General features: G+C 71.3%; 22 protein-coding genes and 1 pseudogene. 19 read left to right on the top strand and 4 right to left on the bottom strand.

The annotated features are described in order from the left end of the window. Nucleotides 1–230: 230 nt before the first annotated feature. Both HJG52_RS21710 and HJG52_RS13995 read right to left on the bottom strand, forming a co-directional pair. Nucleotides 231–587: pseudogene (locus HJG52_RS21710) on the bottom strand (LytR/AlgR family response regulator transcription factor); the annotation flags it as partial. A gap of 11 nt (nt 588–598) precedes the next feature. After that, entirely contained in the window at nt 599–1,801 is a 1,203-nt protein-coding gene (locus tag HJG52_RS13995; protein WP_171244247.1) for a sensor histidine kinase, read from the bottom strand. Between the two features lie 38 nt (nt 1,802–1,839). Here HJG52_RS13995 and HJG52_RS13990 point away from each other — a divergent pair, with 38 nt between their 5' ends. The 10 genes from HJG52_RS13990 to HJG52_RS13945 all read left to right on the top strand — a co-directional run bounded on the left by HJG52_RS13990 (nt 1,840) and on the right by HJG52_RS13945 (nt 9,393). Continuing rightward, nucleotides 1,840–2,682 carry a Fic family protein gene (locus HJG52_RS13990; protein WP_171244246.1) on the top strand — a complete coding sequence of 281 codons (843 nt, stop codon included), beginning with the start codon at nt 1,840–1,842 and terminating at the stop codon, nt 2,680–2,682. A 574-nt stretch (nt 2,683–3,256) separates the two neighbouring features. Beyond that, the gene (locus HJG52_RS13985) at nt 3,257–4,015 is read left to right on the top strand and encodes a CpaE-like family protein (protein ID WP_171244245.1); all 759 of its coding nucleotides are present in this window, start codon (nt 3,257–3,259) and stop codon (nt 4,013–4,015) included. A 31-nt stretch (nt 4,016–4,046) separates the two neighbouring features. Continuing rightward, a complete protein-coding gene (locus tag HJG52_RS13980; protein WP_171244244.1) occupies nt 4,047–5,204 on the top strand; it encodes a TadA family conjugal transfer-associated ATPase in 1,158 nt (385 codons plus the stop codon). Further along, on the top strand, nt 5,198–5,863 hold the full coding sequence (locus tag HJG52_RS13975; protein WP_171244243.1) for a type II secretion system F family protein: 666 nt from the start codon (nt 5,198–5,200) through the stop codon (nt 5,861–5,863). Before HJG52_RS13980 ends, HJG52_RS13975 begins: the two co-directional genes overlap by 7 nt. Nucleotides 5,864–5,873: 10 nt before the next feature. Further along, nucleotides 5,874–6,530, top strand: a complete 657-nt coding sequence (locus tag HJG52_RS13970; RefSeq protein WP_171244242.1) for a type II secretion system F family protein — start codon at nt 5,874–5,876, stop codon at nt 6,528–6,530. Between the two features lie 81 nt (nt 6,531–6,611). Then, complete coding sequence (locus HJG52_RS13965) at nt 6,612–7,244, top strand: DUF1345 domain-containing protein (RefSeq protein WP_171244241.1); 633 nt, start codon at nt 6,612–6,614, stop codon at nt 7,242–7,244. Between the two features lie 41 nt (nt 7,245–7,285). Then, on the top strand, nt 7,286–8,296 hold the full coding sequence (locus HJG52_RS13960) for a cation diffusion facilitator family transporter (protein WP_171244240.1): 1,011 nt from the start codon (nt 7,286–7,288) through the stop codon (nt 8,294–8,296). Between the two features lie 133 nt (nt 8,297–8,429). Next, nucleotides 8,430–8,624: a DUF4244 domain-containing protein gene (locus tag HJG52_RS13955; RefSeq protein WP_171244239.1), complete on the top strand. Its 195-nt coding sequence runs from the start codon at nt 8,430–8,432 to the stop codon at nt 8,622–8,624. Between the two features lie 14 nt (nt 8,625–8,638). Next, nucleotides 8,639–8,989: a TadE family type IV pilus minor pilin gene (locus HJG52_RS13950; protein ID WP_171244238.1), complete on the top strand. Its 351-nt coding sequence runs from the start codon at nt 8,639–8,641 to the stop codon at nt 8,987–8,989. Next, entirely contained in the window at nt 8,986–9,393 is a 408-nt protein-coding gene (locus HJG52_RS13945) for an Rv3654c family TadE-like protein (protein ID WP_171244237.1), read from the top strand. The genes HJG52_RS13950 and HJG52_RS13945 overlap by 4 nt, the downstream gene beginning before the upstream one ends. Here the strand turns inward: HJG52_RS13945 and HJG52_RS13940 are convergent. Both HJG52_RS13940 and HJG52_RS13935 read right to left on the bottom strand, forming a co-directional pair. After that, nucleotides 9,380–10,378 (bottom strand): hypothetical protein, encoded by a 999-nt coding sequence (locus HJG52_RS13940; RefSeq protein ID WP_171244236.1) that lies wholly within the window; start codon nt 10,376–10,378, stop codon nt 9,380–9,382. The two genes, HJG52_RS13945 and HJG52_RS13940, sit on opposite strands and share 14 nt — an antisense overlap. A 61-nt stretch (nt 10,379–10,439) precedes the next feature. Then, nucleotides 10,440–12,854, bottom strand: coding sequence for a DEAD/DEAH box helicase (locus tag HJG52_RS13935; RefSeq protein ID WP_171244235.1), 2,415 nt, complete (start codon nt 12,852–12,854; stop codon nt 10,440–10,442). 107 nt (nt 12,855–12,961) lie between these two features. Between HJG52_RS13935 and HJG52_RS13930 the strand changes: the two genes are divergently transcribed. The 9 genes from HJG52_RS13930 to HJG52_RS13890 all read left to right on the top strand — a co-directional run bounded on the left by HJG52_RS13930 (nt 12,962) and on the right by HJG52_RS13890 (nt 25,174). Next, complete coding sequence (locus HJG52_RS13930; RefSeq protein WP_171244234.1) at nt 12,962–13,306, top strand: anti-sigma factor antagonist; 345 nt, start codon at nt 12,962–12,964, stop codon at nt 13,304–13,306. A 173-nt stretch (nt 13,307–13,479) separates the two neighbouring features. Continuing rightward, nucleotides 13,480–15,945: a sodium-translocating pyrophosphatase gene (locus tag HJG52_RS13925; protein WP_171244233.1), complete on the top strand. Its 2,466-nt coding sequence runs from the start codon at nt 13,480–13,482 to the stop codon at nt 15,943–15,945. Nucleotides 15,946–16,056: 111 nt separating this feature from the next. Further along, the gene (locus HJG52_RS13920; protein WP_171244232.1) at nt 16,057–16,767 is read left to right on the top strand and encodes an AIM24 family protein; all 711 of its coding nucleotides are present in this window, start codon (nt 16,057–16,059) and stop codon (nt 16,765–16,767) included. Nucleotides 16,768–16,777: 10 nt separating this feature from the next. Next, nucleotides 16,778–18,277 carry a DUF7059 domain-containing protein gene (locus HJG52_RS13915; protein WP_171244231.1) on the top strand — a complete coding sequence of 500 codons (1,500 nt, stop codon included), beginning with the start codon at nt 16,778–16,780 and terminating at the stop codon, nt 18,275–18,277. 166 nt (nt 18,278–18,443) lie between these two features. Continuing rightward, nucleotides 18,444–19,052, top strand: coding sequence for a TetR/AcrR family transcriptional regulator (locus HJG52_RS13910; protein ID WP_171244230.1), 609 nt, complete (start codon nt 18,444–18,446; stop codon nt 19,050–19,052). Continuing rightward, nucleotides 19,053–20,789, top strand: coding sequence for an ABC transporter transmembrane domain-containing protein (locus tag HJG52_RS13905; protein ID WP_171244229.1), 1,737 nt, complete (start codon nt 19,053–19,055; stop codon nt 20,787–20,789). Next, nucleotides 20,786–22,837, top strand: coding sequence for an ABC transporter transmembrane domain-containing protein (locus HJG52_RS13900; protein WP_171244228.1), 2,052 nt, complete (start codon nt 20,786–20,788; stop codon nt 22,835–22,837). The genes HJG52_RS13905 and HJG52_RS13900 overlap by 4 nt, the downstream gene beginning before the upstream one ends. A 161-nt stretch (nt 22,838–22,998) precedes the next feature. After that, nucleotides 22,999–24,759: a sodium:solute symporter family protein gene (locus HJG52_RS13895; protein ID WP_171244227.1), complete on the top strand. Its 1,761-nt coding sequence runs from the start codon at nt 22,999–23,001 to the stop codon at nt 24,757–24,759. 10 nt (nt 24,760–24,769) lie between these two features. Further along, nucleotides 24,770–25,174, top strand: coding sequence for a hypothetical protein (locus HJG52_RS13890; RefSeq protein WP_240978051.1), 405 nt, complete (start codon nt 24,770–24,772; stop codon nt 25,172–25,174). The last annotated feature ends 23 nt before the right edge of the window (nt 25,175–25,197 follow it).

Below are 25,197 nucleotides of genomic sequence, written 5' to 3'. Positions count from 1 at the left end.
TCCGTGTGCAGCCGGGCGTAGTCGCCCTGGGCCTGGGCGTAACGGATCTGGCTGCGGCTGATGAAGCGGGTGACGCCGCCGAGCTCGACCGGGATCGTCTCGTCCGCCGTCTCCTCCGATGCGGGCGACGATCGGGTCGAAGTGGCCGGTTCGCGGGCGGTGACCACGCGGCGTACCGCCTCGCCCAACCGGTCGGCGCGGACCGGCTTCATGACGTAGTCGGTGGCCTCCACCGCGAACGCGTCGACGGCGTGCTGGTCGTGGGCGGTGACGAACACGACCTGGGGGCGCTCGCTGAACCGGGCGATGACGCGCGCCAGCTCCATGCCGTCGAGCCCCGGCATCGAGATGTCGGAGAACACCACGTCGACCGGTCCGGCGTCCAACGCCCGCAACGCATCTGCACCGGACCCGGCGGTGCGCACCTCACCCACCCGTGGGTCCTGGCGCAGCAGCCAGCTCAGCTCCTCGAGGGCGGGTGGCTCGTCGTCGACGACGAGCGCACGCAGCGGACGGCCCGCGGCACCGTCGTTGGCGTTGTCCTGCGGGCCCACGGATCCGGGTACGTCCGGCGGGGCACCAACCATCAGGTCTGAGCCTACGTCGAGACGTGCACCCCTGGCGCGTACTTCGGCACCCGGAACGTGACCTTGGTGCCCGCCCCCACCTCCGTCTCGACCACGAGCCCGAAGTCGTCGCCGTAGACCTGCCGCAGCCGGGCGTCGACGTTGCCGAGCCCCACGCTGTCGGCGTCCGGGCGGCCGTCGAGGGCCGCCCGGACCACCGTCGGGTCCGAACCGACACCGTCATCCTCGATGGTGATGGTGGCGGTGGCGCCGTCGTCAGTGGCGACGATCCGCACCGTCCCGCCGTGCTCCTTGCCGGCCAGCCCGTGCCGAACGGCGTTCTCCACCAACGGTTGGATCGCGAGGTAGGGCACGGTCACCGGCAGCACCTCCGGCGCGATGAGCAGCGAGATCCGCAGCCGCTCACCGAACCGCGCCTGTTCCAGCACCAGGTAGCGCTCGACGTTGCGCAGCTCCTCGGCCAGGGTCGTGAACGCCCCACCACGACGCAGGGCGTACCGGGTGAAGTCGGCGAACTCGAGCAGCAGCTCCCGGGCCCGGTCCGGGTCGGTGCGCACGAACGACGCGATCGCCGCCAGCGCGTTGTAGATGAAGTGCGGGCTGATCTGCGCACGCAGGGCCCGCAGCTCGGCCTCCATCGCGCGGCTGCGTTGCTGCCCCAGCTCGGCCAGCTCGCCCTGGGTCGCCATCCAGCCGGCCACCTCCTCGGTGGCCCGGGCGAGCCCGGCGCTCGCCTGCGGTCCGTAGGCCGCGAGGGCCGCGACGACGCGTTCGTCGGTCACCACCGGTGCGACGACGGCCGTGCGCACCGGGCAGTCCGGGTCGGAGCACTGCACCTTGTCCGGGCCCAGGACGATCGTCCGGCCGGTGCGCAGCACCTCGGCCGCGTGGTCGTGCGCCTGCCGCACGTGCACGTCCGGCAGCCCGTCCGAGGCCACCAGCCCGGTGCTGTCGGTGACCGCCAGGGCCGGCGACCCGAGCAGCCCGCGCAGGTGCCGGGCCGCGCGGGCCGTGCTGTCGGGGGAGAGGCCGCCCTGGAGGTGCCGGGCCGCCAGGGATGCGGTGTGCAGGGTGCGGTACGTCGCCTCGTCGACGTCGGAGACGAACCCGCGGCGGGCGCTGCGGCCGTGGCGGACCAGCCGCAGCAGCACCCACAGCAGCACCATGCCGCCCGCCACGACGATCGCCGTGGGGAGGTGGAAGCTGCCCGACATGTGCGCACTCTAGATGCCGGGTTCCCTAGAGTTGCGGCGTGCCCGACGTCGACTCCTCGCTATTCGCGCTCGGTGAGCTGCCCGGCATACCGGAGAAGATCGATGCCGCGCGGGCGGCGCTGACCCAGCTGCGCTGGCACGAGGCGCTGCGCCGCCGCATCCCCGAGGCGGCCGCCGAGTCGCGGGTCCGCGGAGCCCAGGCGAGCGCGGCGCTGGAGGGGGCCAACATCCCGGTCGAGGTCGTCCGCGACGTGATGCGCGGCGCGGCCCAGTGGCCGACCGACCCCGACCCGGTCGAGCTGGTTGCGCGAGGAGCGGTGCAGGCGACTGCCGAGTCCGAGCACGTGCGCGGCCTCGTCGGCACCGCGCCGCTGCAGGCCCTCGCCCGGCTCCACGTCGCGGCCGCCGGCCACCTGCTGGAGACAGAGCAGGTCGGTCGCCCCCGCAGGGACGAGGAGGGCAGCGCCGAGTTCACCGACCTCGGCCCCGCCCCCGCTCCGGCAGAGGTGAGCGCCCGCCTCGACGCCCTCTCGCAGGTGCTCACGGCCGACCCCGCCGTGCCCGCCCTCGTCGTCGCAGCCATCGCCCACGCCGAGGTTGCGACGGTGCGACCGTTCTTGCGCGGCAACGGAATCGTGGCCCGCGCCCTGGCCCGTGCGGTCGTCCAGGCGCGTGGTCTGGACCCCACCGGAGTGGCGGTCCTCGAAGCCGGCCACGCCGCCCAGGGCGGGCCGGCGTACCTCGGTGCGCTCGCGGCATACTCGACCGGCTCCCCGCAGGGGCTCGGCCTCTGGCTGGAGCACTGCGCCGACTCCCTCGTCGCGGCCGCCCGCGCCGGTGAGCAGGTCTGCGACGCGGTCCGCGCGGGCCGGCTCACCTGAGCCACCCCCTCGTCGGCGCCAAAGTCAAGGGTTCACTTGGCCGCCCGGGGGGAGTACACATGAAGGCAAGTCGACGTACGCGAGTCCGACGACCACCGTGACCCCATCGGGCACCCACGCGCGGGCAGTCCACGTATGGACCGATCGTGGCGGGCTGGCCCCACTGCGACAACACGAATGCACGCCTGGTCACCCGAGGCGGGCCGCGGCAGATGGCACCCCGCGCCCCACGGTGCGGGGTGCCATCACCCTGAGCCGGCGGGGAAAAACCTGCCCCAATCAGGGCATGTCGCCTGCGACACACCGGAGGCGAGTTGCGATTGAAGAGTGAATAGTCCACGATGAAGAAGTCCGCTCCCCTTCGGGGTCGAGCGGATCGGCGCACCGGCTCCTCCCCCCCCGGAGCATGGCGCGTCGACGGCCCCGGTTGTCCCCCCGACCGGGGCCGTCCCCTTTCTCCCCGCCGTGGGGCCGTGACCAGCGGTTTTCCACAGGCGGCGCCGGTATGCCGTGTTGTCCACAGGGTGCGCCTGGGCCCTCGCGGGCTGTCCGGTCGGGTCGCGACAGTGGCGTCATGGTGCACACGGTGGTGGGAGTGGTCGGCGCGTCCGGCGGGTTGGGGGCGTCGACCCTGGCGGTCGCGCTCGCGGTGCGGGCGTCGCTGCGGTCGGGGCTGTGCGTGGCGGTCGATGCGGAACCGGACGGTGGGCTCGACGTCACCGCCGGCGTGGAGCACCTTCCGGGGCTGCGCTGGCCAGACCTCGCCGCGTCCCGGGGCGGCGTCGACGGCGCGGCGCTGCTGGCCGACCTTCCCGGGCAGGACTCGGTGCGGGTTCTGTCCGGTGGTGGAGTGGCCCGCGCGCCGGGGTCGGTGGAGAGCGGGCTGGAGCGTGGCGCGCTCGCTGAGGCGCCGGCGGCGACCCGGCGACAGGTGGTGGCTGCTCTCGCGGAGGTGTGTGCGCTCACCGTGCTCGACCTGGGGCGTCACCTCGACCTCGTCGACCTGTGCACCGACGTCGTCGTGGTCAGCGGCACCACGGCCCGTCAGCTGGCAGACGCGACCGCGCTGTGCCGCGGCGGCGTGCTCGACCTCGGCCGGTCCCTGGTGGTGCTGCGGACCACCGGACGCGAGGGCATTCCCGCCCGGGAGGTGGCCGACCACCTCGGCCTGCCGCTGGCGGGCGTGCTCGGCGACGACCCTCGGGTGCGCCGTGACGAGGTGCGGGCCGTGATGCCGGGGTCGCGGGCCCGTGGCGTCGTGGCCGGCGCCGCCGACCGCCTGCTCGACCTGGTCGCGGGACGGGGCCACGCGGCATACGGGGTCGGGGCGTGACGGAGTGACACGCCATGAGGGGTGAGGGGCGATGAGGCGGGAGGCGGTCATCGATGCGCAGATCAGGCAGGGACGGTTGCCGGACCGGCGTGGCGTCGCGGACGCCGCCCGGGCCGACGTGGCGGTGCTCGGCACCGGTGGTGTCGACGAGGCGCGCCACCGGCTGGCCGCGGAGGTGCTGGGTTTCGGCCCGTTGGAGTCGCTGGTCGCCGACGACTCCGTGACCGACGTGCTCGTCAACGGTGACGCCTCGGTGTGGGTCGACCGCGGCGACGGAGTGGTCGACGCGGGCCTGCGGCTCGAGGGCGTCGATGCGGCCCGCCGGCTGGCGGTGCGGCTCGCGGGCCTCGCGGGACGCCGGCTCGACGAGAGCCAGCCATGGGTCGACGGACTTCTGCCCGGCGGCGTGCGGTTGCACGCCATCCTGCCGCCGCTGGTCGATGACGGTGCCCACGTGAGCCTGCGCATCCCGCGGGTGCGGGCCGACGGGCTGGCGGCACTGCGCCGGGTCGGGATGGTCGACGCCCACACCGAGGAGGTGCTGCGCGCTCTCGTGCGGGCACGGCAGTCGTTCGTGGTCTCCGGTGGCACGGGGTGCGGCAAGACGACGTTGCTCGCGGCCATGTTGGCCGAGGTGTCGCGGGCCGAACGCCTCGTCCTCGTCGAGGACGTGCGCGAGCTCGTCGTGGTGCACCCGCACGTCGTGCGGTTGCAGGGGCGCGGGGCCAACGTCGAGGGGCAGGGTGCCGTCGGTCTGGTCGACCTGGTGCGCCAGGCCCTGCGGATGCGTCCCGACCGCCTCGTCGTCGGCGAGGTGCGCGGGGCGGAGGTGCGCGAGATGCTCGCCGCCCTCAACACCGGTCACGAGGGCGGCGCGGGCACGATCCACGCCAATGCTGCGACCGATGTCCCCGTGCGGTTCGAGGCGCTCGGCGCGCTGGCCGGTATGCCGCGTGAGGCCGTGCGCGCCCAGCTCGCCAGTGCGGTGCGGGTCGTGGTGCACGTCGAACGGGTGCCTGGCCGGCGCCGCGCGGCCTCGGTCTCGGTGCTGTCGACCCGCTCGGGTGGGGAACCTGCGGCGGAGCTGGCGCTCGACTGCCGCACCGGCCGGACCGGTCCGGGGTGGGACTCCCTGAGCAAGCTGCTGGGGCTCGAGCACGGGCAGTTGACGGGTGCGCCGGCATGCTGACGGTGCTGTTGCTGGGTGTCGCGCTCGCGGTGCTGCTGTGGCCGCGGGCGCCCGCGGGCTGGCCGGCGCATACGGACGGTCTCCAGAGCCGGGTCCCCGCGTGGTCCGGGCGCCGACGGAGTGCGCAGGATGCGGCCCTGGTCCATGTGCTGTCCCTGGTGAGCGCACCGGTGCGCGCCGGGGTGCCGCCGGGCCGGGCGCTGCAGGCCGCCAGGACCACGGTGCGCGACGGCGCCTGGGGTGCGCTGCTGGCCGAGCTCGTCGAGCAGGCCCTGGCTGGAGCGCCGCTGGCGCCGGTGTGGTCACGCTGGAGCGAGCGCCTCGGCAGCGCCGAGCTGTCCTTCGTGGGGCAGGCCTGGGGTCTCAGCGAACGCACCGGCGCGCCCCTCGCCGATGCCCTCGACAGCGCCGTCGCCGTGCTCGAGGCGCGGCGCCGGTCCCGCGAACGGCTGGCGGCGGCGGTGGCTGGTCCGCGGGCGTCCATGGCGGTGCTGTGCCTGCTGCCCCTGTCCGGACCACTGGTCGGGCTGGCCTGCGGCATCGGGGTACGCGAGCTGTACCTCGGCACGCCGGCAGCCGCCCTGAGCCTGGTCACCGGGCTGGTGCTGGCCGGGTTCGCGCTGTGGTGGAGCCGCCGGATCCTGCGCGGCGCGGCATGAGCGTGCAGCCGTGACCGGCGTGGCTGGGTGGGTGGTGTTGGTGTCGGTCGCCGCCGCGGTCCTGCTGTGGCCCCGCCGACTCCGGCGCATCCCAGCCGGGCGCATTCCGGCCGGGCGCATTCCAGCCGGGCGCGACCCGGCCGGTGCCCCCTGGGCGGGACCGAGCGGGCGCCCCGCCAACGCAGACGCACACCTGGGGCCGGTCGCGATGCGCGACGGCGGTCCGGCGCCGTCGGCCCAGGCCGTGGCGGATGCACTGGTGTTGCTCGTGCTGGCGCTTCGTTCGGGGGCGTCGGTGACCGAGTCGGTGAGCCGGGTGGCCGAGTCGTCGTCGGGTGCCGTGCGCCGTGACCTGTCGCAGGTCGTAGCGGCGCTGGCGTGGGGCGCGTCGGCAGTCGATGCGTGGGCCGGGCTCGGGGATGTCTGGCGGCCGGCGGCGCTGGCCTTCACCATGGCGGCCGAAACCGGGGCGTCACCGTCGTCGCTGCTGGAGGCGGCAGCGCGCCGGGTTCGCGAGCAGCACGAGGCCGACCGCAGCCGTCGAGCGGCAAGGGCGGGGGTGCTGCTCGTCCTGCCGTTGGGACTGGGTTTCCTCCCGGCCTTCGCCTGCACGGCCGTCATCCCGGTGGTGCTCGCGCTCGCCGGCGACGTGCTGGCGAAGGGCTGACCGTCGCCCGTGTGGCTTGCGCCGAGTCCGGCGTTCCGGTGCCCTAACGTGTGCCGCACACGGCAACGACGGGAGCTCGGCATGGTGGCGTGGTCCGCGCAGATCCGCCTTGCGGTCTCCATCGCGGTCGCCGTCCTCGTGGGCGCCGTCGTCGGACTCACGACCAGCGTCCCCCTGGGCCTGTTGTGCGGACTCGCGGTCCTGCCCGCCATGTTCGTGTTCGGCGGGGTCTGGGTGCTGTGGCCCATGGACGCCGAGGCCACCCGGTCGCGATCCAACCGGGAGGACTTTCGCCCCCAGTTCGAAGAGGTGCTCGTGATCGGCGTGGCCATCGGCAGCCTCGCCGGCATCATCCTGCTGCAGGTCATGGGCGGCAGCGTGGCCAGGGTCGCCGCCGCCGCGATCGGCCTGATCGGCGTATTCCTCAACTGGGCGATGCTCCAGCTGATGTATGCCGCCCGGTACGCCCACCTCTACTACATCGACCCGGTGGGTGGCATCGACTTCAACGACCCCCACGAGCGGCCGGCCTACCGCGACTTCTTCTACTTCAGCTACAACCTCGGCATGACCTACCAGGTGTCCGACACCAACGTGTCGAGCACGGCGATCCGCGCCGTGGTGCTGCGCCACTGCCTGCTCTCGTGGGTCTTCGGCACCGTCATCCTGGCGGCCACCATCAACCTCGTGGCGGGCGTCTTCACCCGGGCCTGAGCCGGCGGGCCGAGCCGCCTCGCCGCGACTAGTCTTCGCCTGTGGCCGCCGCTGACCAGACCGCACCTGCCGCCGGCGACGAGAGCAACGCCGGAGGCGAGAGCCTGCTCACCGTCATCGTCGCCTTCTCGGCCAACCTGCTCATCGCCGTCGCCAAGAGCATCGCCGCGTTCGTGACCGGCTCGGCATCGATGACCGCCGAGGCCGCGCACTCGTGGGCCGACACTGGCAACGAGGTGTTCCTGCTCATCGGTGCCCGCCGCAGCGCGCGGCCGCCGGACGACGAGCGCGCCCTCGGCTACGGACGGGCCGGCTACATCTGGTCGATGTTCGCCGCCTTCGGACTCTTCACCGTCGGGGCCGCCGTGTCGATCTGGCACGGCATCACCTCGCTGTCCGCGCAGGAGACCGAGACACCCAACTACGTCTGGGCGTATGCCGTGCTGGCCGTGTCGTTCGTGCTTGAGGGCATCTCGTTCCTCCAGGCGACCCGGCAGGCGCGGGCCGCAGCCGTCGAGCGCCGGCTGCGCCCCTTGCGCTACATCAAGCTGACGTCGAACCCGATGTTGCGTGCGGTCTTCGCCGAGGACCTCTCCGCCCTCATCGGCATCATCGTCGCGGCGCTCGGGATCGGCCTGCACCAGGCCACCGGCAACCCGATGTGGGACGCCATCGGCTCGATCGTCGTCGGCGTCATCCTCGCCGCGGTGGCCCTGTTCCTCATCGGCCGCAACATGGACTTCCTCACCGGCGAGGCGGTGACCCCGCTGGCCCGCAACCGCGTCCTGCAGGCGATCCTCGACCACCGCGACGTCGAGCGGGTGAGCTACCTGCGCATGGAGTGGGTGGGCGCCGACCAGATGTACGTGGTCGTCGCCGTCGACCTCGTCGGCGACGCCATCGAGTCCGACGTCGCGGCCCGGCTGGCAGCGATCTCCGACGACCTCGAGTCGTCACCCACGATCGTGCGGGCCGTCCTGACGCTCACGCGCCCCGGCGACGACACCGCACTCCAGCCGTCGGAGCTGCCCGCCTGGTACGAACCGGCCTGACCGTACCGCCGTTCGTCCACAGCCGCCCCGACCGGAGGGGTTGTCCACAGGCTGTGGTGGCGGGCTGGATGCCTTGGTGTTGAACGCGATTCGCTGGTCTCGCGCAGGAAGGTCCTGCACGGGAGGTGACGGCATGGTCAAGACGATGCGACGGTTTACGCGCGGCGTGAGGCACGGCTGCGAGCGGGGCATGACGACTGCGGAGTATGCCGTGGGCACGCTCGCGGCGTGCGCGTTCGCCGCGGTGCTGCTCGCCGTGGTCCGGTCCGGTGGGGTGAAGTCGGCGCTCGCGTCGATCATCACCACGGCGCTCGGCACCGCGGGGTGAGACGTGACCGTGGGATGGCGACCGCGGAGTTCGCGGTCGCCATCCCAGCCGTGGCCCTGGTGCTGGTGTTGTCCCTGTCGGCCGTCATGACGGTGCTCGACCAGGTCCGGTGCGTCGATGCCGCCCGTGCCGCTGCCCGGGCGGTCGCCCGCGGTGACGACACCAGTGCGGCCCGGATGGTCGGGGGTCGGCTCGCTCCACCGGGCGCAGGCATCGACATCCGACGAGGAATGGAGCTGGTCGAGGTCGAGGTGCGAGGTTCACCAGCCCCCGCCTTGCGGTGGCTGGGGGAGCGGGCGGTCCCCCGTGGTCGCGCGGTCGCGCAGGTCGAGCTCGACGCCTCGGGCCAGGCCGCGCAGCCATGAGCTACGGCTGTCGTCCTCGGAGTCTGCGGCGCAGGCGGAGCAACTCGCGCAGGGAGCGGGGGTCCGCCACCGTGCTGGTCACCGCGGCCGTCGCGGTGCTGCTCGTCCTCACCTGGGGTGGGCTCACCCTGACCGCGGTCGTGTCGGCGATGCACCGGTCACGGGCGGCCGCAGACCTGGCGGCCCTGGCGGGTGCGAGCTCATGGGCGCAAGGCGCGAGCCCGGCCTCGGCCTGCGCGCGGTCGGCGGACCTGGCGCGGCGCAACGGTGGTGTGCTGACGGACTGTAGCGCGAACGCACTCGGCACCGTCATCGTGACGACGACGGTGCCGGTGCGGGTGCCGCTCCTGGGGAGCGGTGGTGGTGCGGTGGCTCGGGCCCGGGCTGGGCCTAGCGACCCATGAGCTTGTCGGCGACGGTGCGGAAACCGGACTGCTCGCGGTCGCCGCGCTCGTCGGTGTTGCCATCACCGGGCTGGCCATCGCCGCGCTGGTCGGCGTGCGTGCCGTCGCCGGTCGCGTCGCCACGCTGGTCGTAGCCGTCGCCGCGCTGGTCGTAGCCCTGGTTGCTCGCGGTCGCGTCGCCCCGGTAGCCGTCCCCGGTCGCGTCGCCGCGCTGGTCGTAGCCCTGGTCGGTCGTCGCGTGGCCCTCGTGGGCGCCCGCGTACTGCCCAGAGTCTCGGCCGGTCTCCTGGCCCGAGTCGTACCCCGCACCCTGCCGCTGCCGGGTGGTGTCGCTGAACTCGTCCTGGGTGCGGTCGTAGGGCTCGGAGCTGCCCGCGTGGGAACCGGCCACGCCTGCTGCCGCGCCGGCCCCGCCAGCCACCGCGGCGTCGGCCTGACGCCCCGGCTGCGAGTCGTCCTGCACCTGCTGGGTGCGCAGCCGCTCGGCGTGCTCGCGCTGCTCACGCTCGACGACGCTGCGCTCGTCGGCGCGGATCCGCTTCTCGTCATCGGCGAGGCGCGTCTTCCACTCGTCTTCCTTGGCGCGCCACTCGTTCTCGCGCTCACGCTCGCGCTCCTGCCAGCGCGACTCGAACTCCTCGTCCCGCACGCGGTCGCGGTCGGCGATGGCCTGCTGGTGCGTCTCGTCGGCGCGGGCCCGCTCGTCGGCCCTGATGTTCTCCTCGAACTCGGCCTGGCGCTGTGCCTCCTTGGCCTCGCGGCGGGGCCGGGCGCGGCGCTTGGCGCTGCCGCGCAGCAGGGCCAGACCGAGCCAGAGCAGCAGCATCACCGCAGCACCGGCGATGAGGAAGCCGAGTGGGGTGAGACCGATGTCGACCATCGACGTCTCGAGGGGCGTGGACGTGGTGATGGACTGGGTGGCGAGGAACAGCAGCACGCCGGCTGCGATGGCCACGACCACCAGGATGAGTCCGAGCACGATCACGAGGAAGACCTCCCAAGTGAGGGGGCGCCGTGTGCGCCTTGCCCTCCGACCCTAGTCGCGCCTAGGCGACCTCGCCCGTTTCGCGGCTTTCGCCCCCGTGTTCCGCACCACGCGCGGCACCGTCTTCAGACCTCGGCAGCTGGGTCACGAGCCGGTGCAGCACGGCCGCTGCCGCGTGCTTGTCCAGCGGTTCGTTGCCGTTGCCGCACTTGGGCGACTGCACGCACGCAGGGCAGCCGTCGTCGCAGCGGCAGCGCCGCACGGTGTCGAGCGTGGCGGACAGCCACTCACCGATGCGTTCGTAGCCGCGCTCGGCGAAACCCGCCCCGCCCGGGTGCCCGTCGTAGACCATGACCGTCGGCAGCCCGGTGTCGGGGTGCAGTGCCGTCGACACCCCGCCGATGTCCCACCGGTCGGCCGTCGCGACGAGGGGCAGCATGCCGATCGCGGCATGCTCGGCAGCGTGGAGCGCGCCGGGCACGTCCGCCTCGGCCACCCCGATGTCCGTCAGCCACTGCTCGGGAACGGTCCACCAGACGGCCTTGGTGGCCAGGGTCCGTGGGGGCAGGTCCAGCGGGTGCGTGCCGAGCACCTCGCCACCGGGCAGGCGGCGCAGGAACGACGTCACCTGCGTGTGCACCTTCACCGACCCGAACGACAGCTCGACCTCCCCGAACCGCCGGGACCGCTGCGCCCCCACGATGTCGAACGCGCTCACCGACTGTGCGAACGTGCTCCAGCCCGGGTCGCCCCGCACCGCCGTGGCCGTGGCCGACTCGAGGTCGAGCTCGGTCACGACCCACGTCTCGCCCTGGTGCACGTGGACCGCGCCCGTGTGCACCTGCGTGTGGGCGCTCGCCTCGTCGATGGTGCCGAGCACCCGCCCCGTCGAGCGCTCCACGATGCCGATGACCTCGCCGATCCCCCGCAGCGACAGGTGGTCGCCGGGGCGGTCCGACCGCGCCCAGTACCAGCCTCCGTTGGGTCGACGTCGCAGGATCCCTTGGGCCACAAGGGCATCGAGCAACCCGCGGCTACCCGGCCCGAACAGCTCGAGGTCGTCCTCGCGCACCGGCAGCTCGGCCGCCGCCGCGGCGAGGTGGGGTCCGAGGACATACGGGTTGCCGGGGTCGAGCACGGCGGCCTCGACCGGCTGGCCGAAGACCACCTCCGGGTGTCCCACCACGTAGGTGTCGAGCGGGTCGTCGGCCGCCACGAAGACCGCGAGCGAGCGGGTGCCGGCCCGCCCGGCCCGCCCGGCCTGCTGCCACAGCGACGCCCGTGTGCCCGGCCACCCGGCCAGGAGCACGGCGTCGAGCCCGGTCACGTCGACCCCGAGCTCGAGCGCGTTGGTCGCCGCGAGCCCGACGATCTCGCCGGTGCGCAGCGAGTGTTCGAGTGCCCGTCTCTCCTCGGGCAGATAACCGCCCCGGTATGCCGCGACGCTCGCCTCGAGCGCGGGGCTCACCTCGCGCAGTGCGCGCCGCGCGCTCGTCGCCAGCGCCTCGACCCCTGCACGCGACCGGGCGAAGGCCACGCTCTGGACGCGTCGCTCGACCAGCTCGACCAGCAGGTCGGCCGCCTCCGACGTGGCGCTGCGCCGGCCGGAACCGTCGGGCAGCTCACCCGGCTCCCACAGGGCGAAGGTCATGGCCTCGCGTGGCGAACCGTCGCGCGTGACTGCCGTGACCGGCATACCCACGAGGCGCTCGGCGTGGGCGCCCGGGTCGCGCACGGTCGCCGAGGCGAGCACGAACGTCGGTGCTGCCCCGTATCGGGCGCAGACCCGCCGCAACCGCCGCAGCAACGCGGCCAGATGCGACCCGAAGACCCCGCGGTAGACGTGGCACTCGTCGATGACGACGTAGCGCAGCGCCCGCAGGAACGGCGCCCAGCGCTCGTGACCCGGCAGCAGCGAGTGGTGCACGAGGTCGGGGTTGGTGAGCACGACCTGCGCGTGGTCGCGGATCCACCGGCGCTCGTCGGTCGGGGTGTCCCCGTCGTAGGTGGCCGCGCGCACGCCCGGCAGCGCCCAGGACTCGATCCGGGCCAGCTGGTCGGCGGCCAGCGCCTTGGTGGGGGACAGGTAGAGCGCCGTGGCGCCACGGCCGGTCGGCGCCTCGAGGCCGTCGGACACCGCGGAGAGAACGGGGAGGAGGTAGCCCAGGCTCTTGCCCGAGGCCGTGCCCGTCGACACCACCGCATGGCGACCGGACCACGCGAGGTCGGCCACCTCGCGCTGGTGCGACCACAGCGAGGTGATCCCGGCCCCGGTGCACGCGGCATACACGCTCGGGTGGACCCACTGCGGCCACGGCGTGAGCGACGCTTCTCGTGCGGGCACCTCGTGCACGTGCCGCAGCCGGCCCGGCTGGGCGGCGGCGAGTGCGTCGAGCACCGCCACCGGGTCGAACGCGGCACCGGGACCGCCGTCCGGCGCCCCGGCGACGGGACCGGTGGGGTTGGGGATGGACATTGCCGCTACGGTAATGCCGAGCGCTGACGCCGTGGTCTGCAGCAATGTCCAGCAATGTCCCGGCATCCGCGCCCGCACATCGTGACGCAGCAAGGAAGGGCACCCTCGTGGATCTGTCGGTCTCGAGCACTGAGCGCGGCGCGTCGACCGTCGTGCACGTCGCCGGTGAGATCGACGTCTACACCGCGCCCCTGCTGCGTGAGGTGCTGGACAAGCAAATCGCCGCCGGGCGCACCGACCTCGTCGTCGACCTCGAGCAGGTGACGTTCATGGACAGCACCGGCCTCGGGGTCCTCGTCGGCCGGCTCAAGCTGGTCCGCGGCCAGAACGGCAGCCTGCGCATCGTCAGCGCCCAGGACCGCATCCTCAAGGTCTTCAAGATCACCGGACTGGACAAGGTGTTCCACATCTTCCCCACGGTCGAGGAGGCCACGGCGGGCACCACCGCCTGACGGCGGCCGGTCGCCAGCCACCGGGGATTCGGCGGCAATTCGCTGTGACGATGCTCACCCGCGACGCATATCGGTGTGACGTGCATTACCCTCGCCAGCATCGTCCCCTCGTGCGGCGCACGGTCGCGTGTGCCCGTGGGCGGTTTTCCTAGGTTCCCATCGAGGAGGATGGAATGTTGCGCGTTGCGCCAGCCGCCAGCGATATCCCGCTGGAAGGCTCCAATCTCACCCTGGTGATCGTGGTGGCCGTGATCGCGGTCATCGCGCTCGTCATGGGTGTGTTCTTCCGCCAGCAGGTGCTCAAGCACGACGCCGGCACCGAGAAGATGCAGGAGATCGGCGCCGCAGTGGAGGAAGGGGCGCAGGCCTACCTCGCCCGGCAGTTCAAGACGCTCGGCATCTTCGTGGTGCTGGTCTTCTTCCTCCTGCTGCTGCTTCCGGCCGACACCACCGGCATCCGGTGGGGCCGCTCCGGCTTCTTCGTGGTGGGCGCCCTGTTCTCGGCGGCGATCGGCTACCTCGGCATGAGCCTGGCGGTGAAGGCCAACGTGCGTGTCGCCTCCGCTGCCCGCGAGGGTGACCGCGACGGCGGTATGCGGATCGCGTTCCGCACCGGCGGCACCGTCGGCATGGCCACCGTGGGCCTGGGCCTGCTCGGTGCCGCGGTCGTAGTGCTCATCTACAAGGGTGACGCGCCCAAGGTGCTGGAGGGCTTCGGCTTCGGTGCCGCGCTGCTCGCGATGTTCATGCGGGTCGGCGGCGGCATCTTCACCAAGGCCGCCGACGTGGGCGCCGACCTCGTCGGCAAGGTCGAGGCGGGCATCCCCGAGGACGACCCGCGCAACGCGGCGACCATCGCTGACAACGTGGGCGACAACGTGGGTGACTGCGCCGGCATGGCCGCCGACCTCTTCGAGTCGTATGCCGTGATGCTCGTCGCCGCGCTCATCCTCGGCTCCGCGGCCCTCGGCACCTACGGCCTCGTCTTCCCGCTCATCGTTCCGGCGATCGGCGCGGTCACCGCGTTGCTCGGTGTGTTCATCACCCGGGTCAAGCCGGGCGAGAACGCCCTGTCCGCCATCAACCGGGGCTTCTACATCTCGGCCGCCATCGCGGCCGTGCTCTCGGGCGTCGCTGCGTGGCTCTACCTGCCCGACACCTTCGGCGGCCTCGGCGTCGAGGACCAGACCATCGCCGGTCTCGACGGCAACCCGCGCTGGATCGCCATCGCTGCCGTCGTCATCGGCATCGTCCTGGCCGCGATCATCCTGTGGCTCACCGGCTACTTCACCGGCACCGACAAGCGGCCCACGCGCGACGTGGCCCGCACGTCGCTGACCGGTCCGGCCACTGTGGTCCTGTCCGGCATCGGTGTCGGCTTCGAGTCGGCCGTCTACACCGCCGTCATCATCGGTGGCGCCGTCTACCTGGCGTTCCTGCTCGGTGGCGGGTCGGTCGTGCTGTCGCTGTTCCTCATCGCGCTGGCCGGCTGTGGCCTGCTGACGACGGTGGGCGTCATCGTGGCCATGGACACCTTCGGGCCGGTCTCCGACAACGCGCAGGGCATCGCCGAGATGTCGGGCGACGTCGACGAGGAGGGCGCGCAGATCCTCACCGACCTCGACGCGGTCGGCAACACCACCAAGGCCATCACCAAGGGCATCGCGATCGCGACGGCCGTGCTCGCCGCGACCGCCCTGTTCGGGTCCTACTCCGACGCCTGGAAGGCCAAGCTCAACCCGATCATCGACGGACTCCAGCAGCAGGCGCAGACCGGCGCCATCGGCCAGGCCGAGATCGAGCGGATCCAGAAGCAGCTCGCCACGAGCTTCGACCTGCAGATCGTCACGCCGAGTGTGCTCGTCGGCGTGCTGCTGGGTGCCTCGGTCGTGTTCCTCTTCTCCGGTCTGGCGATCAACGCCGTGACCCGGGCCGCGGGCGCGATCGTCTTCGAGGTGCGTCGCCAGTTCCGCGAGATCCCCGGGATCATGGAGGGCACCGCACGCCCCGAGTACGGCCGTGTCGTCGACATCTGCACCAAGGACTCGCTGCGTGAGCTCGCGACGCCGGGTCTGCTGGCGGCACTCACGCCGGTGGCCGTCGGCTTCGGTCTCGGCATCGGCCCGCTCGCCGGCTTCCTCGCCGGCGCGATCGGCTCCGGCGCGCTGATGGCCGTGTTCCTCGCCAACTCCGGTGGTGCGTGGGACAACGCGAAGAAGATCGTCGAGGACGGCACCCACGGCGGCAAGGGCACCGACGCCCACGCCGCGACCGTCATCGGTGACACCGTCGGTGACCCGTTCAAGGACACCGCCGGCCCCGCCATCAACCCGCTCATCAAGGTCATGAACCTCGTGTCGGTGCTCATCGCCCCGGCCATCGTGACCCTGTCGATCGGGCCCGACGAGAACAAGGCCATCCGCTACGGCATCGCCGCCGCCGCGCTGGTCATCGTGGTCGCGGCCGTGGCCGTCTCCAAGTCGCGCGACCTGGCCATCGGTGGCGACGACGACGGCGAGGGCGCCACGCCGCTCGGTGCCTCCGCACCCGACTCGGGTGCGGTCGACCGTGACGACACCGTCGTCGTCGAGGAGGTCGAGGTCATCGAGGTCGAGGAGGTACGGCCCACCCAGCGGTAGGCCGACCGCCCGCGCAACCACGCGGCATACCCACGAGGGCCCGTGCACCAGCCAAGGTGCGCGGGCCCTCGCGCGTGGGATGTCGCCCTGCCTTGGGCCTACGCTGGCGGCATGCAGAGTCCGTTGTTCGAGCAGTCCAACCTCGAGGTCGAGGTGACGCAGCGGTTCGCGCTGCAGAACCCGCAGATGCTGCGCGTCCACCTCGGCGGCGACGTGCTGGCCGTCAAGGGCGCGATGGTGGCGTTCCAGGGGCAGATCCGGTTCGACCACGAGAAGGCCGGGTCGGTCGGCAAGCTGTTCAAGAAGGTCGTCACCGGCGAGGACGTCGCGCTGATGCGCGTCTCGGGCGAGGGCGACGTGTTCTTCGCGACCGATGCCGGGTTCGTCTACCTCGTCGACCTGGCCGGTGACGCGCTGTCGATCAACGCGCGCAACCTGCTGGCGTTCGACTCCAGCATCGAGTGGGACATCCGGCGGGTGCAGGGCGCGGGCATGATGAGCGGCGGCCTGTTCAACACCATGCTCCAGGGCACCGGCACCGTCGCGATCCACACCGTCGGGCAGCCGGTCGTCCTCGACTGCAGCCACCAGCCGACCTATGTCGACGTGCAGGCGTGCGTCGGCTGGTCGGCGAACCTCGTGCCACAGGTCGTCTCCAGCATGAACATGAAGTCGATGCTGCGTGGGGGCACCGGCGAGGCGTTCCAGTACGCCTTCCACGGCCCCGGCTTCGTCATCGTCCAGCCGAGCGAGTGGACGCCGGCGCAGACACAGGGTGGGGGCGGCGGCGGTTTCAACCTCGGCGGGCTCCTCGACGGGTGACCGGGCCCCGATGAGCCTGTCGGTTCCCAGCGCCGAACCCGCGCTCGTGGCGCGCCTGCGCGCCGACCTGGAGCGCGCGGCATACACCGTCGACTCCGTCGAGGAGCTGCTCGGCCCGCTCGCCTCCGCGGCCCTGGGACGCGAGCAGGTCCTTCCGGCGCAACGTGTCACGGCATCCGCGGGCACGCCGCTCGCGACGCTCGTGCGCCTCTTCACCCTCGGTGACCCGGTCGACGCGAGCGAGGCGGCCACCGCGCTGCCGGAGCTGGGGGTCGAGGGTGCCGGGCGGCTCGGTCTCGTGCGTCAGGAGGGGCCGGGGGTGGTCGCGACGTGCGACCTGCGGCCGTATGCCGACGAGGACCACCAGTGGTGGGTCGCCTCCGACCTGTCCGAGCTCGCGACCCGCGCGCCCCTCTCGCCCGACCACGTCCTCGGCATCGGCGGCGCCTCCACGACCCTCGCGTCGTGGACGCCGCGGCCCCGCGTCGAGCGCGCCCTCGACGTGGGCACCGGGTGTGGCGTGCAGGCCCTCCACCTCGCCAGCCACGCGTCGTCCGTCACGGCGACCGACATCTCCGAGCGGGCGCTCGCGTATGCCGCGTTCAACGCCGAGCTGAACGGGTCGGACTGGGAGCTGTTGCAGGGTTCGATGCTGGAACCCGTTGCGGGACAACAGTTCCAGCTCATCGTGAGCAACCCCCCGTTCGTCATCACTCCGCGCTCGCCCGAGGTCCCGCTCTTCGAGTACCGCGACGGCGGGCAGGCGGGCGACGCCCTCGTCGCCGACCTGGTGCGGTCGATCGGTGAGCACCTCGAACCCGGCGGCATTGCCCAGTTCCTCGGCAACTGGGAGGTCGTGGGCGACGCCGACTGGCGCGACCGCGTGAGCGAGTGGGTGGCCGGCTCAGGGCTCGATGCGTGGGTCGTGCAGCGCGAGGTGCAGGACCCGGCACAGTATGCCGAGACGTGGGCTCGCGATGGTGGGCACCACAGTGCCACAAGGGAGTTCGCGACGATGTATGCCGCGTGGCTCGACGACTTCGCCTCCCGCGGGGTGAGCGCCATCGGCTTCGGCGTCATCACGTTGCAGAAGCCGGTGGGGGAGCGCGAGCCGTTCCTCGACCTGTCCGAGGCCTCCGGGCCGGTGCAGACGCCCATGGGCCCGGCGGTGCTGGCCGGCCTGCGCGCGCGGACGTGGCTGGCCGAGCACACCGACGACGAGCTGCTCTCGGTCGCGTGGAGCCTCGCCGACGACGTGACCGAGGAGCGCCACGGGCGTCCGGGTGAGGCGGACCCGCAGGTGATCCTGCTGCGCCAGGGTGGTGGCTTGCGTCGGGTGGTGCGGGTCGGCACGGCTGGGGCGGCGCTGGCGAGCGTCTGCGACGGGTCGCTCCCGGCGGCGGCCGCAGTGACCGCGATCGGGTCGATCCTCGAGGTCGACGAGGAGTCGCTGCGCGCCGAGCTGGTGCCCCTGTTGCGTGCCCTCGTGGCCGACGGCTTCCTCGTCTGAGAGTCCACCCGCGCGCGCTCGGCCGCCGGCGGCATACCCCGCTGTGGGCGCGCTCCCGGGCAGGCGGCGAGTGAGTGACGGGCAGGACGGATGTCATCTCGGGGCGCATTTGCGCACGTCGAAAACCCGTTTGTGAGTGAGTGCTCACTCACTTAATCTTGAGGGCATGTCACGCGCACGCCCCATGTCACCCGCCGACCGGCGGGCCTCGATCGTCGCGGCCACCCTGCCGCTGTTGCGCGAGAAGGGAATGGCGGTCAGCACCAAGGAGATCGCCAAGGCGGCCGGTATCGCCGAGGGGACGATCTTCCGCGTCTTCGACAACAAGGAGGAGATCGTCCATGCGTGCCTGCGGGAGGTGCTCGACAACAAGGCGCTCGTGGTCGAGATCGGCGAGGTCGACCGCGGTCTCGCGCTGCGTGACCGGCTCGCCGTGGCGGTCGGCATCATGCAGGACCACCTCAAGGAGCTGTTCAACCTCATGGTGGTGCTCCAGTCCAGCGGGCGGCCGTTCCAGCGGCACGACCACGCCGAAGCCGAGCGGCGTCGCAAGGAGGCCTCGGCCGAGCTCGACGCCGCGTTCGTCGACCTGATCGGGTCCGACGCCTCGCAGCTGCGCATCCCGGCCAAGGACTTCCTCGCCTACCTGCGCATGCTCACGCTCTCCAGCGTCCACCCGATGCTCGAGGGCACCAACGCCAGCGCGGAGGAGCTCGTCGCCATCCTCCTCGAGGGTGCCCTGAAGAACCCGTCCAACCCGAGGGGGAAGAAGTAAGTGCTCATCCGGATCCTGCGCGAGTACCTGCGGCCCTACCGCGGGCTCATCGCCCTGCTCGTGCTGCTTCAGCTCGCCGGCACGATCGCCTCGCTCTACCTGCCCAGCCTCAACGGTCGCATCATCGACCAGGGGGTCGCTCGCGGCGACACCGGGTACATCCTGCGCACCGGTGGCTGGATGCTGGCCATCTCGTTCGTGCAGATCGTCGCCACCATCGCGGCGACCTACCTCGGTGCCAAGGCGGCGGCCGGCCTCGGTCGTGACCTGCGGGCCGGCATCTTTGCCCGCGTCGGTGACTTCTCCGCCCAGGAGGTGTCCCGGTTCGGTGCGCCGACGCTGATCTCGCGCAACACCAACGACGTCACGCAGGTGCAGACGGTGACGTTCATGGGGGCGGCCATGATGGTGTCCGCTCCGATCATGATGGTCGGCGGCATCATCATGGCGCTGCGCGAGGACGTGGGGCTGTCGTGGCTGGTCGCCGTGGCCGTGCCGCTCCTGGCCCTGTCGGTGGCGTTGGTGATCCGCAAGATGATCCCGCAGTTCCGGCTCATGCAGGAATCGGTTGACTGGGTGAACCGCGTTCTGCGCGAACAGATCACGGGCATCCGGGTGGTGCGGGCCTTCGTGCGCGAGGAGCGCGAGGAGGCACGGTTCGCCGAGGCCAACACGCAGTACACCGGTACCGCCCTGGCCGTCGGCCGGCTCATGGCCATGGTGTTTCCCATCGTCATGCTGATCTTCAACGCCTCGACCGTCGCGGTGCTGTGGTTCGGGTCGCACCGGGTCGAGAGCGGCCAGATGCAGATCGGCGAGCTGACGGCGTTCATGAGCTACCTGATGCAGATCCTCATGTCGGTCATGATGGCGACCTTCATGTCGATGATGATCCCGCGGGCCACTGTGTCCGCCGGACGCATCGTCGAGGTGCTCGACACCGACTCCACCGTGGTCGAGCCGTCCACTCCGGTCTCGCTGCCGAGCACCGAGGACGCGGTCACGCTCGACCATGTCGAGTTCACCTACCCGGGTGCCGATGTGCCTGTGTTGCAAGATGTCTCACTCGTCGCGCAGCCGGGTCGCACGACGGCGATCATCGGCAGCACGGGTGCGGGCAAGTCGACGCTGCTGTCGCTGATCCCGCGCCTCTACGACGTGACGGGTGGTGCGGTGCGCATCGGCGGCGTCGACGTGCGAGACGCTGCGCTCGAGGACGTCTGGGACCGGATCGGCCTCGTGCCGCAGAAGCCCTACCTCTTCACCGGCACGGTGGCCTCGAACCTGCGTTACGGCGACGCGGAAGCCACCGACGAGGGCCTGTGGGAGGCGCTGCGCATCGCACAGGCCGAGGACTTCGTGCGGGCCATGCCCGACGGGCTGGACTCGCCGATCGCCCAGGGTGGCACCAACGTGTCCGGCGGGCAGCGGCAGCGGCTCGCGATCGCACGGGCGTTGGTGGCCAAGCCGGAGATCTACCTGTTCGACGACAGCTTCTCGGCGCTCGACCTGTCGACCGACGCGCGGCTGCGCGCAGCGCTGCGGCCAGTGACCCGCAACGCGACGGTGATCGTTGTGGCGCAACGAGTTTCGACGATCGTCGACGCCGACCAGATCATCGTGCTGGACGACGGGAAGGTCGTCGGCACAGGAACCCATGACGAGCTGCTGGAGACGTGTCCGACGTACGTCGAGATCGTCGAGTCGCAGCGCAGTGCAGAGGAGGCGGCAGCATGAGCGCCGAAGGTGTGAAGACCGAGGAGGAGAAGGCCGCCGAGGCGCGCCGCGGGCCCGGCTCCCGGGCGGGGCAGCGGCACGGCCCGATGGCCGGGGTGGGCGTGCCGGCCGAGAAGTCGCAGAACTTCGTGCCGTCCGCGAAGCGACTGCTCGGCCTGCTGCGCCCCGAGCGCACCCAGCTGTATGCCGTGCTGGCGCTCGCCGTGGCGAGCGTGGCCCTCAACGCCGTCGGGCCGAAGATCCTCGGCCGGGCGACCGACCTGATCTTCGCCGGCGTGATCGGCAAGAGCGTCGGTGGGCAGGTGCCTGCAGGCACCACGGCCGAGCAGCTGGCTCAGGGCCTGCGGGCGCGCGGGCAGGACCAGCTCGCCGACATGGTGGCGAAGATGGACCACCTGGTGCCCGGCCAGGGCATCGACTTCGGCGCGGTGAGCCAGGTGCTGTTGTGGGTGCTCGCCATCTACGTCGTGGCGAGCCTGCTGTCGTGGGCGATGGGATGGATCCTCACCGGCGCCGTCAACCGCACCATCTTCACCCTGCGTCGCGACGTCGAGGACAAGCTCAACCGCCTGCCGTTGCCGTACTTCGACAACCAGCCGCGCGGCGAGCTGCTCTCCCGTGTCACCAACGACATCGACAACGTCGCCCAGAGCATGCAGCAGACCCTGAGCCAGATGCTCAACTCGCTGCTCACGGTGGTGGCGATGGTGGCGATGATGATCTACATCTCGCCGCTGCTGGCGCTCATCGCGCTGGTCACGATCCCGGTGACGATGTTCGTCACCGCCGCCATCGGCAAGCGGTCGCAGAAGCACTTCATCCAGCAGTGGAAGAGCACCGGTGAGCTCAACTCGATCGTCGAGGAGACGTTCACGGGTCATCAGCTGGTCAAGGTGTTCGGTCGTCAGCAGGAGTCGCGGGCCGCATTCAAGGCGAAGAACGACGACCTCTTCTCGGCCGGCTTCGGCGCCCAGTTCATCAGCGGCATCATCATGCCGACGATGATGTTCATCGGAAACCTCAACTACGTCATCGTGGCCGTCGTCGGTGGTCTCCGGGTGGCGAACGGCTCGATGAGCCTCGGTGACGTGCAGGCGTTCATCCAGTACTCGCGTCAGTTCACCCAGCCGCTCACCCAGGTGGCGTCGATGGCCAACCTGTTGCAGTCCGGTGTTGCCTCCGCGGAGCGGGTGTTCGAGGTGCTCGACGCGCCCGAGCAGGAGCCTGAGGCCGCCAGCCCGGTGCGCCTGGAGGATCCGCACGGCCGCGTCGAGTTCGAGGACGTGTCGTTCTCCTACAGCCCGGACAAGCCACTGATCGAGCACCTCGACCTCACCGTCGAGCCGGGCCAGACCGTCGCCATCGTCGGGCCCACCGGGGCGGGCAAGACCACCCTGGTCAACCTCATCATGCGGTTCTACGAGCTGAACGGCGGCCGCATCACCCTCGACGGGGTCGACATCACCGACCTGAGCCGACACGACCTGCGCAGCGAGATCGGAATGGTCCTGCAGGACACGTGGCTGTTCGGCGGGACGATCCGCGAGAACATCGCCTACGGCAACCCGGACGCGACGGACGAGCAGGTCCTCGAGGCGGCGCAGGCCACCTATGTCGACCGGTTCGTGCACTCCCTGCCCGACGGTTACGACACCAAGCTGGACGCCGAGGGTGGCAACATCAGCGCGGGCGAGAAGCAGCTCATCACCATCGCCCGGGCGTTCCTGTCCGACCCCGCGCTGCTCATCCTCGACGAGGCCACCTCGTCGGTCGACACGCGCACCGAGCTGCTGGTGCAGCAGGCGATGTCGGCGCTGCGGCAGGACCGCACGAGCTTCGTCATCGCGCACCGGCTGTCAACGATCCGCGACGCCGACGTCATCCTCGTGATGCGTGACGGCTCGATCGTCGAGCAGGGGTCGCACGAGGAGCTGCTGGCCCGGGGCGGTGCCTACGCCGAGCTCTACCAGGCGCAGTTCCGCGGTGCGGCGGTCGATGTCGACACCGGTGAGGCGCCGGTGCCCGAGATGGCGACCGCCGGGAGCTGACCCCCAACCTCGGGTATGCCGCGTGGCCGAGCTGGCCACGCGGCATACCGATCGTGTGCCGGCACCGACCGCCGAGACGTCCGGGTGCTGAAACGCGGCATACGTCCTAGGTTGGCTTGGGGTGCACGAAGTGCGCGCCCGCCCCGACCGAGGAGCCGCCGATGTCCCTAGCAGCCGCACCCGTGCTCGTCCCCGCGGCGGACACGCTGATCGACGCCAACTGGCTCGACTACGTGCTCGTGGCCGTGTACTTCGCCTTTGTCCTCGGCATCGGCTTCCTCGCCCGGCGGCAGGTGTCCGACTCGATCGACTTCTTCCTGTCCGGTCGCTCGCTACCCGCCTGGGTGACCGGCCTGGCCTTCATCTCGGCCAACCTCGGCGCGGTCGAGATCATGGGCATGTCCGCGAGCGGTGCCCAGTTCGGCATCCCCACGGTGCACTACTTCTGGGTCGGCGCGATCCCGGCGATGCTGTTCCTCGGCGTCGTGATGATGCCGTTCTACTACGGCTCCAAGGTGCGCTCGGTCCCCGAGTTCATGTTCCGCCGGTTCGGTCAGGGCGCCCACCTCGTCAACGCCATCTCGTTCGCCATCGCCCAGCTGCTCATCGCGGGCGTCAACCTCTTCTTGCTCGGCTCGATCGTCCGCGCACTGCTGGGTTGGCCGCTCTGGGTCGCGCTCATCGTCGCCGCGGCGATCGTGCTGTCCTACATCACCCTCGGTGGCCTGTCGGCGGCGATCTACAACGAGGTGCTGCAGTTCTTCGTGATCGTCGCCTCGCTGCTGCCGTTGACGCTCATCGGGCTGCACAAGGCCGGTGGGTGGAGTGGCGTCGAGCAGAAGCTCACCGCCTTCGCCGAGCAGCACTCCGACAAGGTGCCCTCGGCACAGGACCAGCTCAACTCGTGGCCGGGGCAGGCGCTCACCGGGTTCAGCTCACCGGTGCTGTCGGTGATCGGCATCGTGTTCGGGCTCGGGTTCGTGCTGTCGTTCGGCTACTGGACTACCAACTTCGTCGAGGTGCAGCGCGCCATGGCGTCCAAGTCGATCTCGGCGGCCCGCAAGACGCCGATCATCGGTGCCTTCCCGAAGATGTTCGTACCGTTCATCGTGATCCTGCCGGGCATGATCGCGGCCGTCCTCGTCACCGAGATCCAGCGGATCAAGGCGGGCGAGAAGGTGCCCGGTGGTGCGTCCGGTGAAGGTGTGGCCTACAACGACGCCCTGCTCTACCTGATGCGCGACATCCTCCCGAACGGGTTGCTGGGCTTGGCGATCGCGGGCCTGCTCGCGGCGTTCATGGCCGGGATGGCCGCCAACATCTCCGCGTTCAACACCGTCTTCAGCTACGACCTGTGGCAGCGGTACATCCGCAAGAACCACACCGACGACTACTACCTGCGGATCGGCCGCCTGGCCACCGTGGCCGCGACCCTCATCGCGATCTTCACCGCCGGGTTCGCCAGCAGCTTCTCGAACATCATGAACTACCTGCAGACGCTGTTCGGGTTCTTCAACGCACCGCTGTTCGCGACGTTCATCCTCGGCATGTTCTGGAAGCGGATGACCCCGACCGCCGGTTGGGTCGGTCTCGTCGCGGGCACGCTGTCGGCGGTCGCCGTCGCGTTCCTGTCCGAGGACGCGTTCGGCTCGGCCAGCCTTGGCGTGATCCCGTTGTCGGGCCAGGGCGCGAGCTTCGTCGCCGCCTCGACCGCGTTCGTCGTCGACATCGTCCTGAGCATCGTGGTGTCACTCGCGACGGTGCCGAAACCGGCGAGCGAGCTCAAGGGTCTCGTCTACTCCGAGACACCCAAGGAGGACCTCGTCGACCCGGAGGAGGCCAGCCAGCCGTGGTACCAGCGCACCCTGCCACTCGCCGGGATCGCCCTTGTCCTCGTCATCATCCTCAACGTGAGCTTCTGAGGAGCCAGTCATGACCGACCACCCGCACCCCAACCAGCCCGACGACCGCGTGCCCGACGACCGCGTCCCCGGCGACAACCGGCCCGGAGATGACCTGCCCGATGCAGACACGCGTGCCAACGGCACCGGAGGTGCCCGGCACACCGCCGGCGCCTTCGACATCCGCAACATCATCGGGCTGCTGCTCGGGATCTATGGCGTCGTGCTCGTCCTCGCCGGTCTCTTCCTCGACCCGGAGAAGGCCAAGACCGGTGGCATCAATGCCAACCTCTGGGCCGGGCTGGCCCTCGTGGTGGGGTCGGTGCTCTTCCTCGCCTGGGCCAGGCTGCGGCCCATCGTGGTGCCCGAGCACGTCGACCTCGTCGAGGACGACCCCACTCGACCGGGCCCCAGCCGTCGCCCGGGCGCCCACTGACCCAAGGGTGCCGTATCGCGCAC

Origin of the sequence: Knoellia koreensis (assembly GCF_013041615.1) — a bacterium.
Lineage (GTDB): Bacteria > Actinomycetota > Actinomycetes > Actinomycetales > Dermatophilaceae > Pedococcus > Pedococcus koreensis.
Note: the sequence above shows the minus strand (reverse complement) of the source record. Positions and strands in the feature narration are given on the sequence as shown.

Excerpts from the sequence above, each read along its gene's own strand:
- HJG52_RS13995 (WP_171244247.1), bottom strand. The coding sequence starts at position 1,801 with ATGTCGGGCAGCTTCCACCTCCCCACGGCGATCGTCGTGGCGGGCGGC.
- HJG52_RS13985 (WP_171244245.1), top strand. The coding sequence starts at position 3,257 with ATGGTGCACACGGTGGTGGGAGTGGTCGGCGCGTCCGGCGGGTTGGGG.
- HJG52_RS13980 (WP_171244244.1), top strand. The coding sequence starts at position 4,047 with ATGAGGCGGGAGGCGGTCATCGATGCGCAGATCAGGCAGGGACGGTTG.
- HJG52_RS13975 (WP_171244243.1), top strand. The coding sequence starts at position 5,198 with ATGCTGACGGTGCTGTTGCTGGGTGTCGCGCTCGCGGTGCTGCTGTGG.
- HJG52_RS13965 (WP_171244241.1), top strand. The coding sequence starts at position 6,612 with ATGGTGGCGTGGTCCGCGCAGATCCGCCTTGCGGTCTCCATCGCGGTC.
- HJG52_RS13955 (WP_171244239.1), top strand. The coding sequence starts at position 8,430 with ATGGTCAAGACGATGCGACGGTTTACGCGCGGCGTGAGGCACGGCTGC.
- HJG52_RS13950 (WP_171244238.1), top strand. The coding sequence starts at position 8,639 with ATGGCGACCGCGGAGTTCGCGGTCGCCATCCCAGCCGTGGCCCTGGTG.
- HJG52_RS13945 (WP_171244237.1), top strand. The coding sequence starts at position 8,986 with ATGAGCTACGGCTGTCGTCCTCGGAGTCTGCGGCGCAGGCGGAGCAAC.
- HJG52_RS13935 (WP_171244235.1), bottom strand. The coding sequence starts at position 12,854 with ATGTCCATCCCCAACCCCACCGGTCCCGTCGCCGGGGCGCCGGACGGC.
- HJG52_RS13925 (WP_171244233.1), top strand. The coding sequence starts at position 13,480 with ATGTTGCGCGTTGCGCCAGCCGCCAGCGATATCCCGCTGGAAGGCTCC.
- HJG52_RS13920 (WP_171244232.1), top strand. The coding sequence starts at position 16,057 with ATGCAGAGTCCGTTGTTCGAGCAGTCCAACCTCGAGGTCGAGGTGACG.
- HJG52_RS13915 (WP_171244231.1), top strand. The coding sequence starts at position 16,778 with ATGAGCCTGTCGGTTCCCAGCGCCGAACCCGCGCTCGTGGCGCGCCTG.
- HJG52_RS13910 (WP_171244230.1), top strand. The coding sequence starts at position 18,444 with ATGTCACGCGCACGCCCCATGTCACCCGCCGACCGGCGGGCCTCGATC.
- HJG52_RS13900 (WP_171244228.1), top strand. The coding sequence starts at position 20,786 with ATGAGCGCCGAAGGTGTGAAGACCGAGGAGGAGAAGGCCGCCGAGGCG.
- HJG52_RS13895 (WP_171244227.1), top strand. The coding sequence starts at position 22,999 with ATGTCCCTAGCAGCCGCACCCGTGCTCGTCCCCGCGGCGGACACGCTG.
- HJG52_RS13890 (WP_240978051.1), top strand. The coding sequence starts at position 24,770 with ATGACCGACCACCCGCACCCCAACCAGCCCGACGACCGCGTGCCCGAC.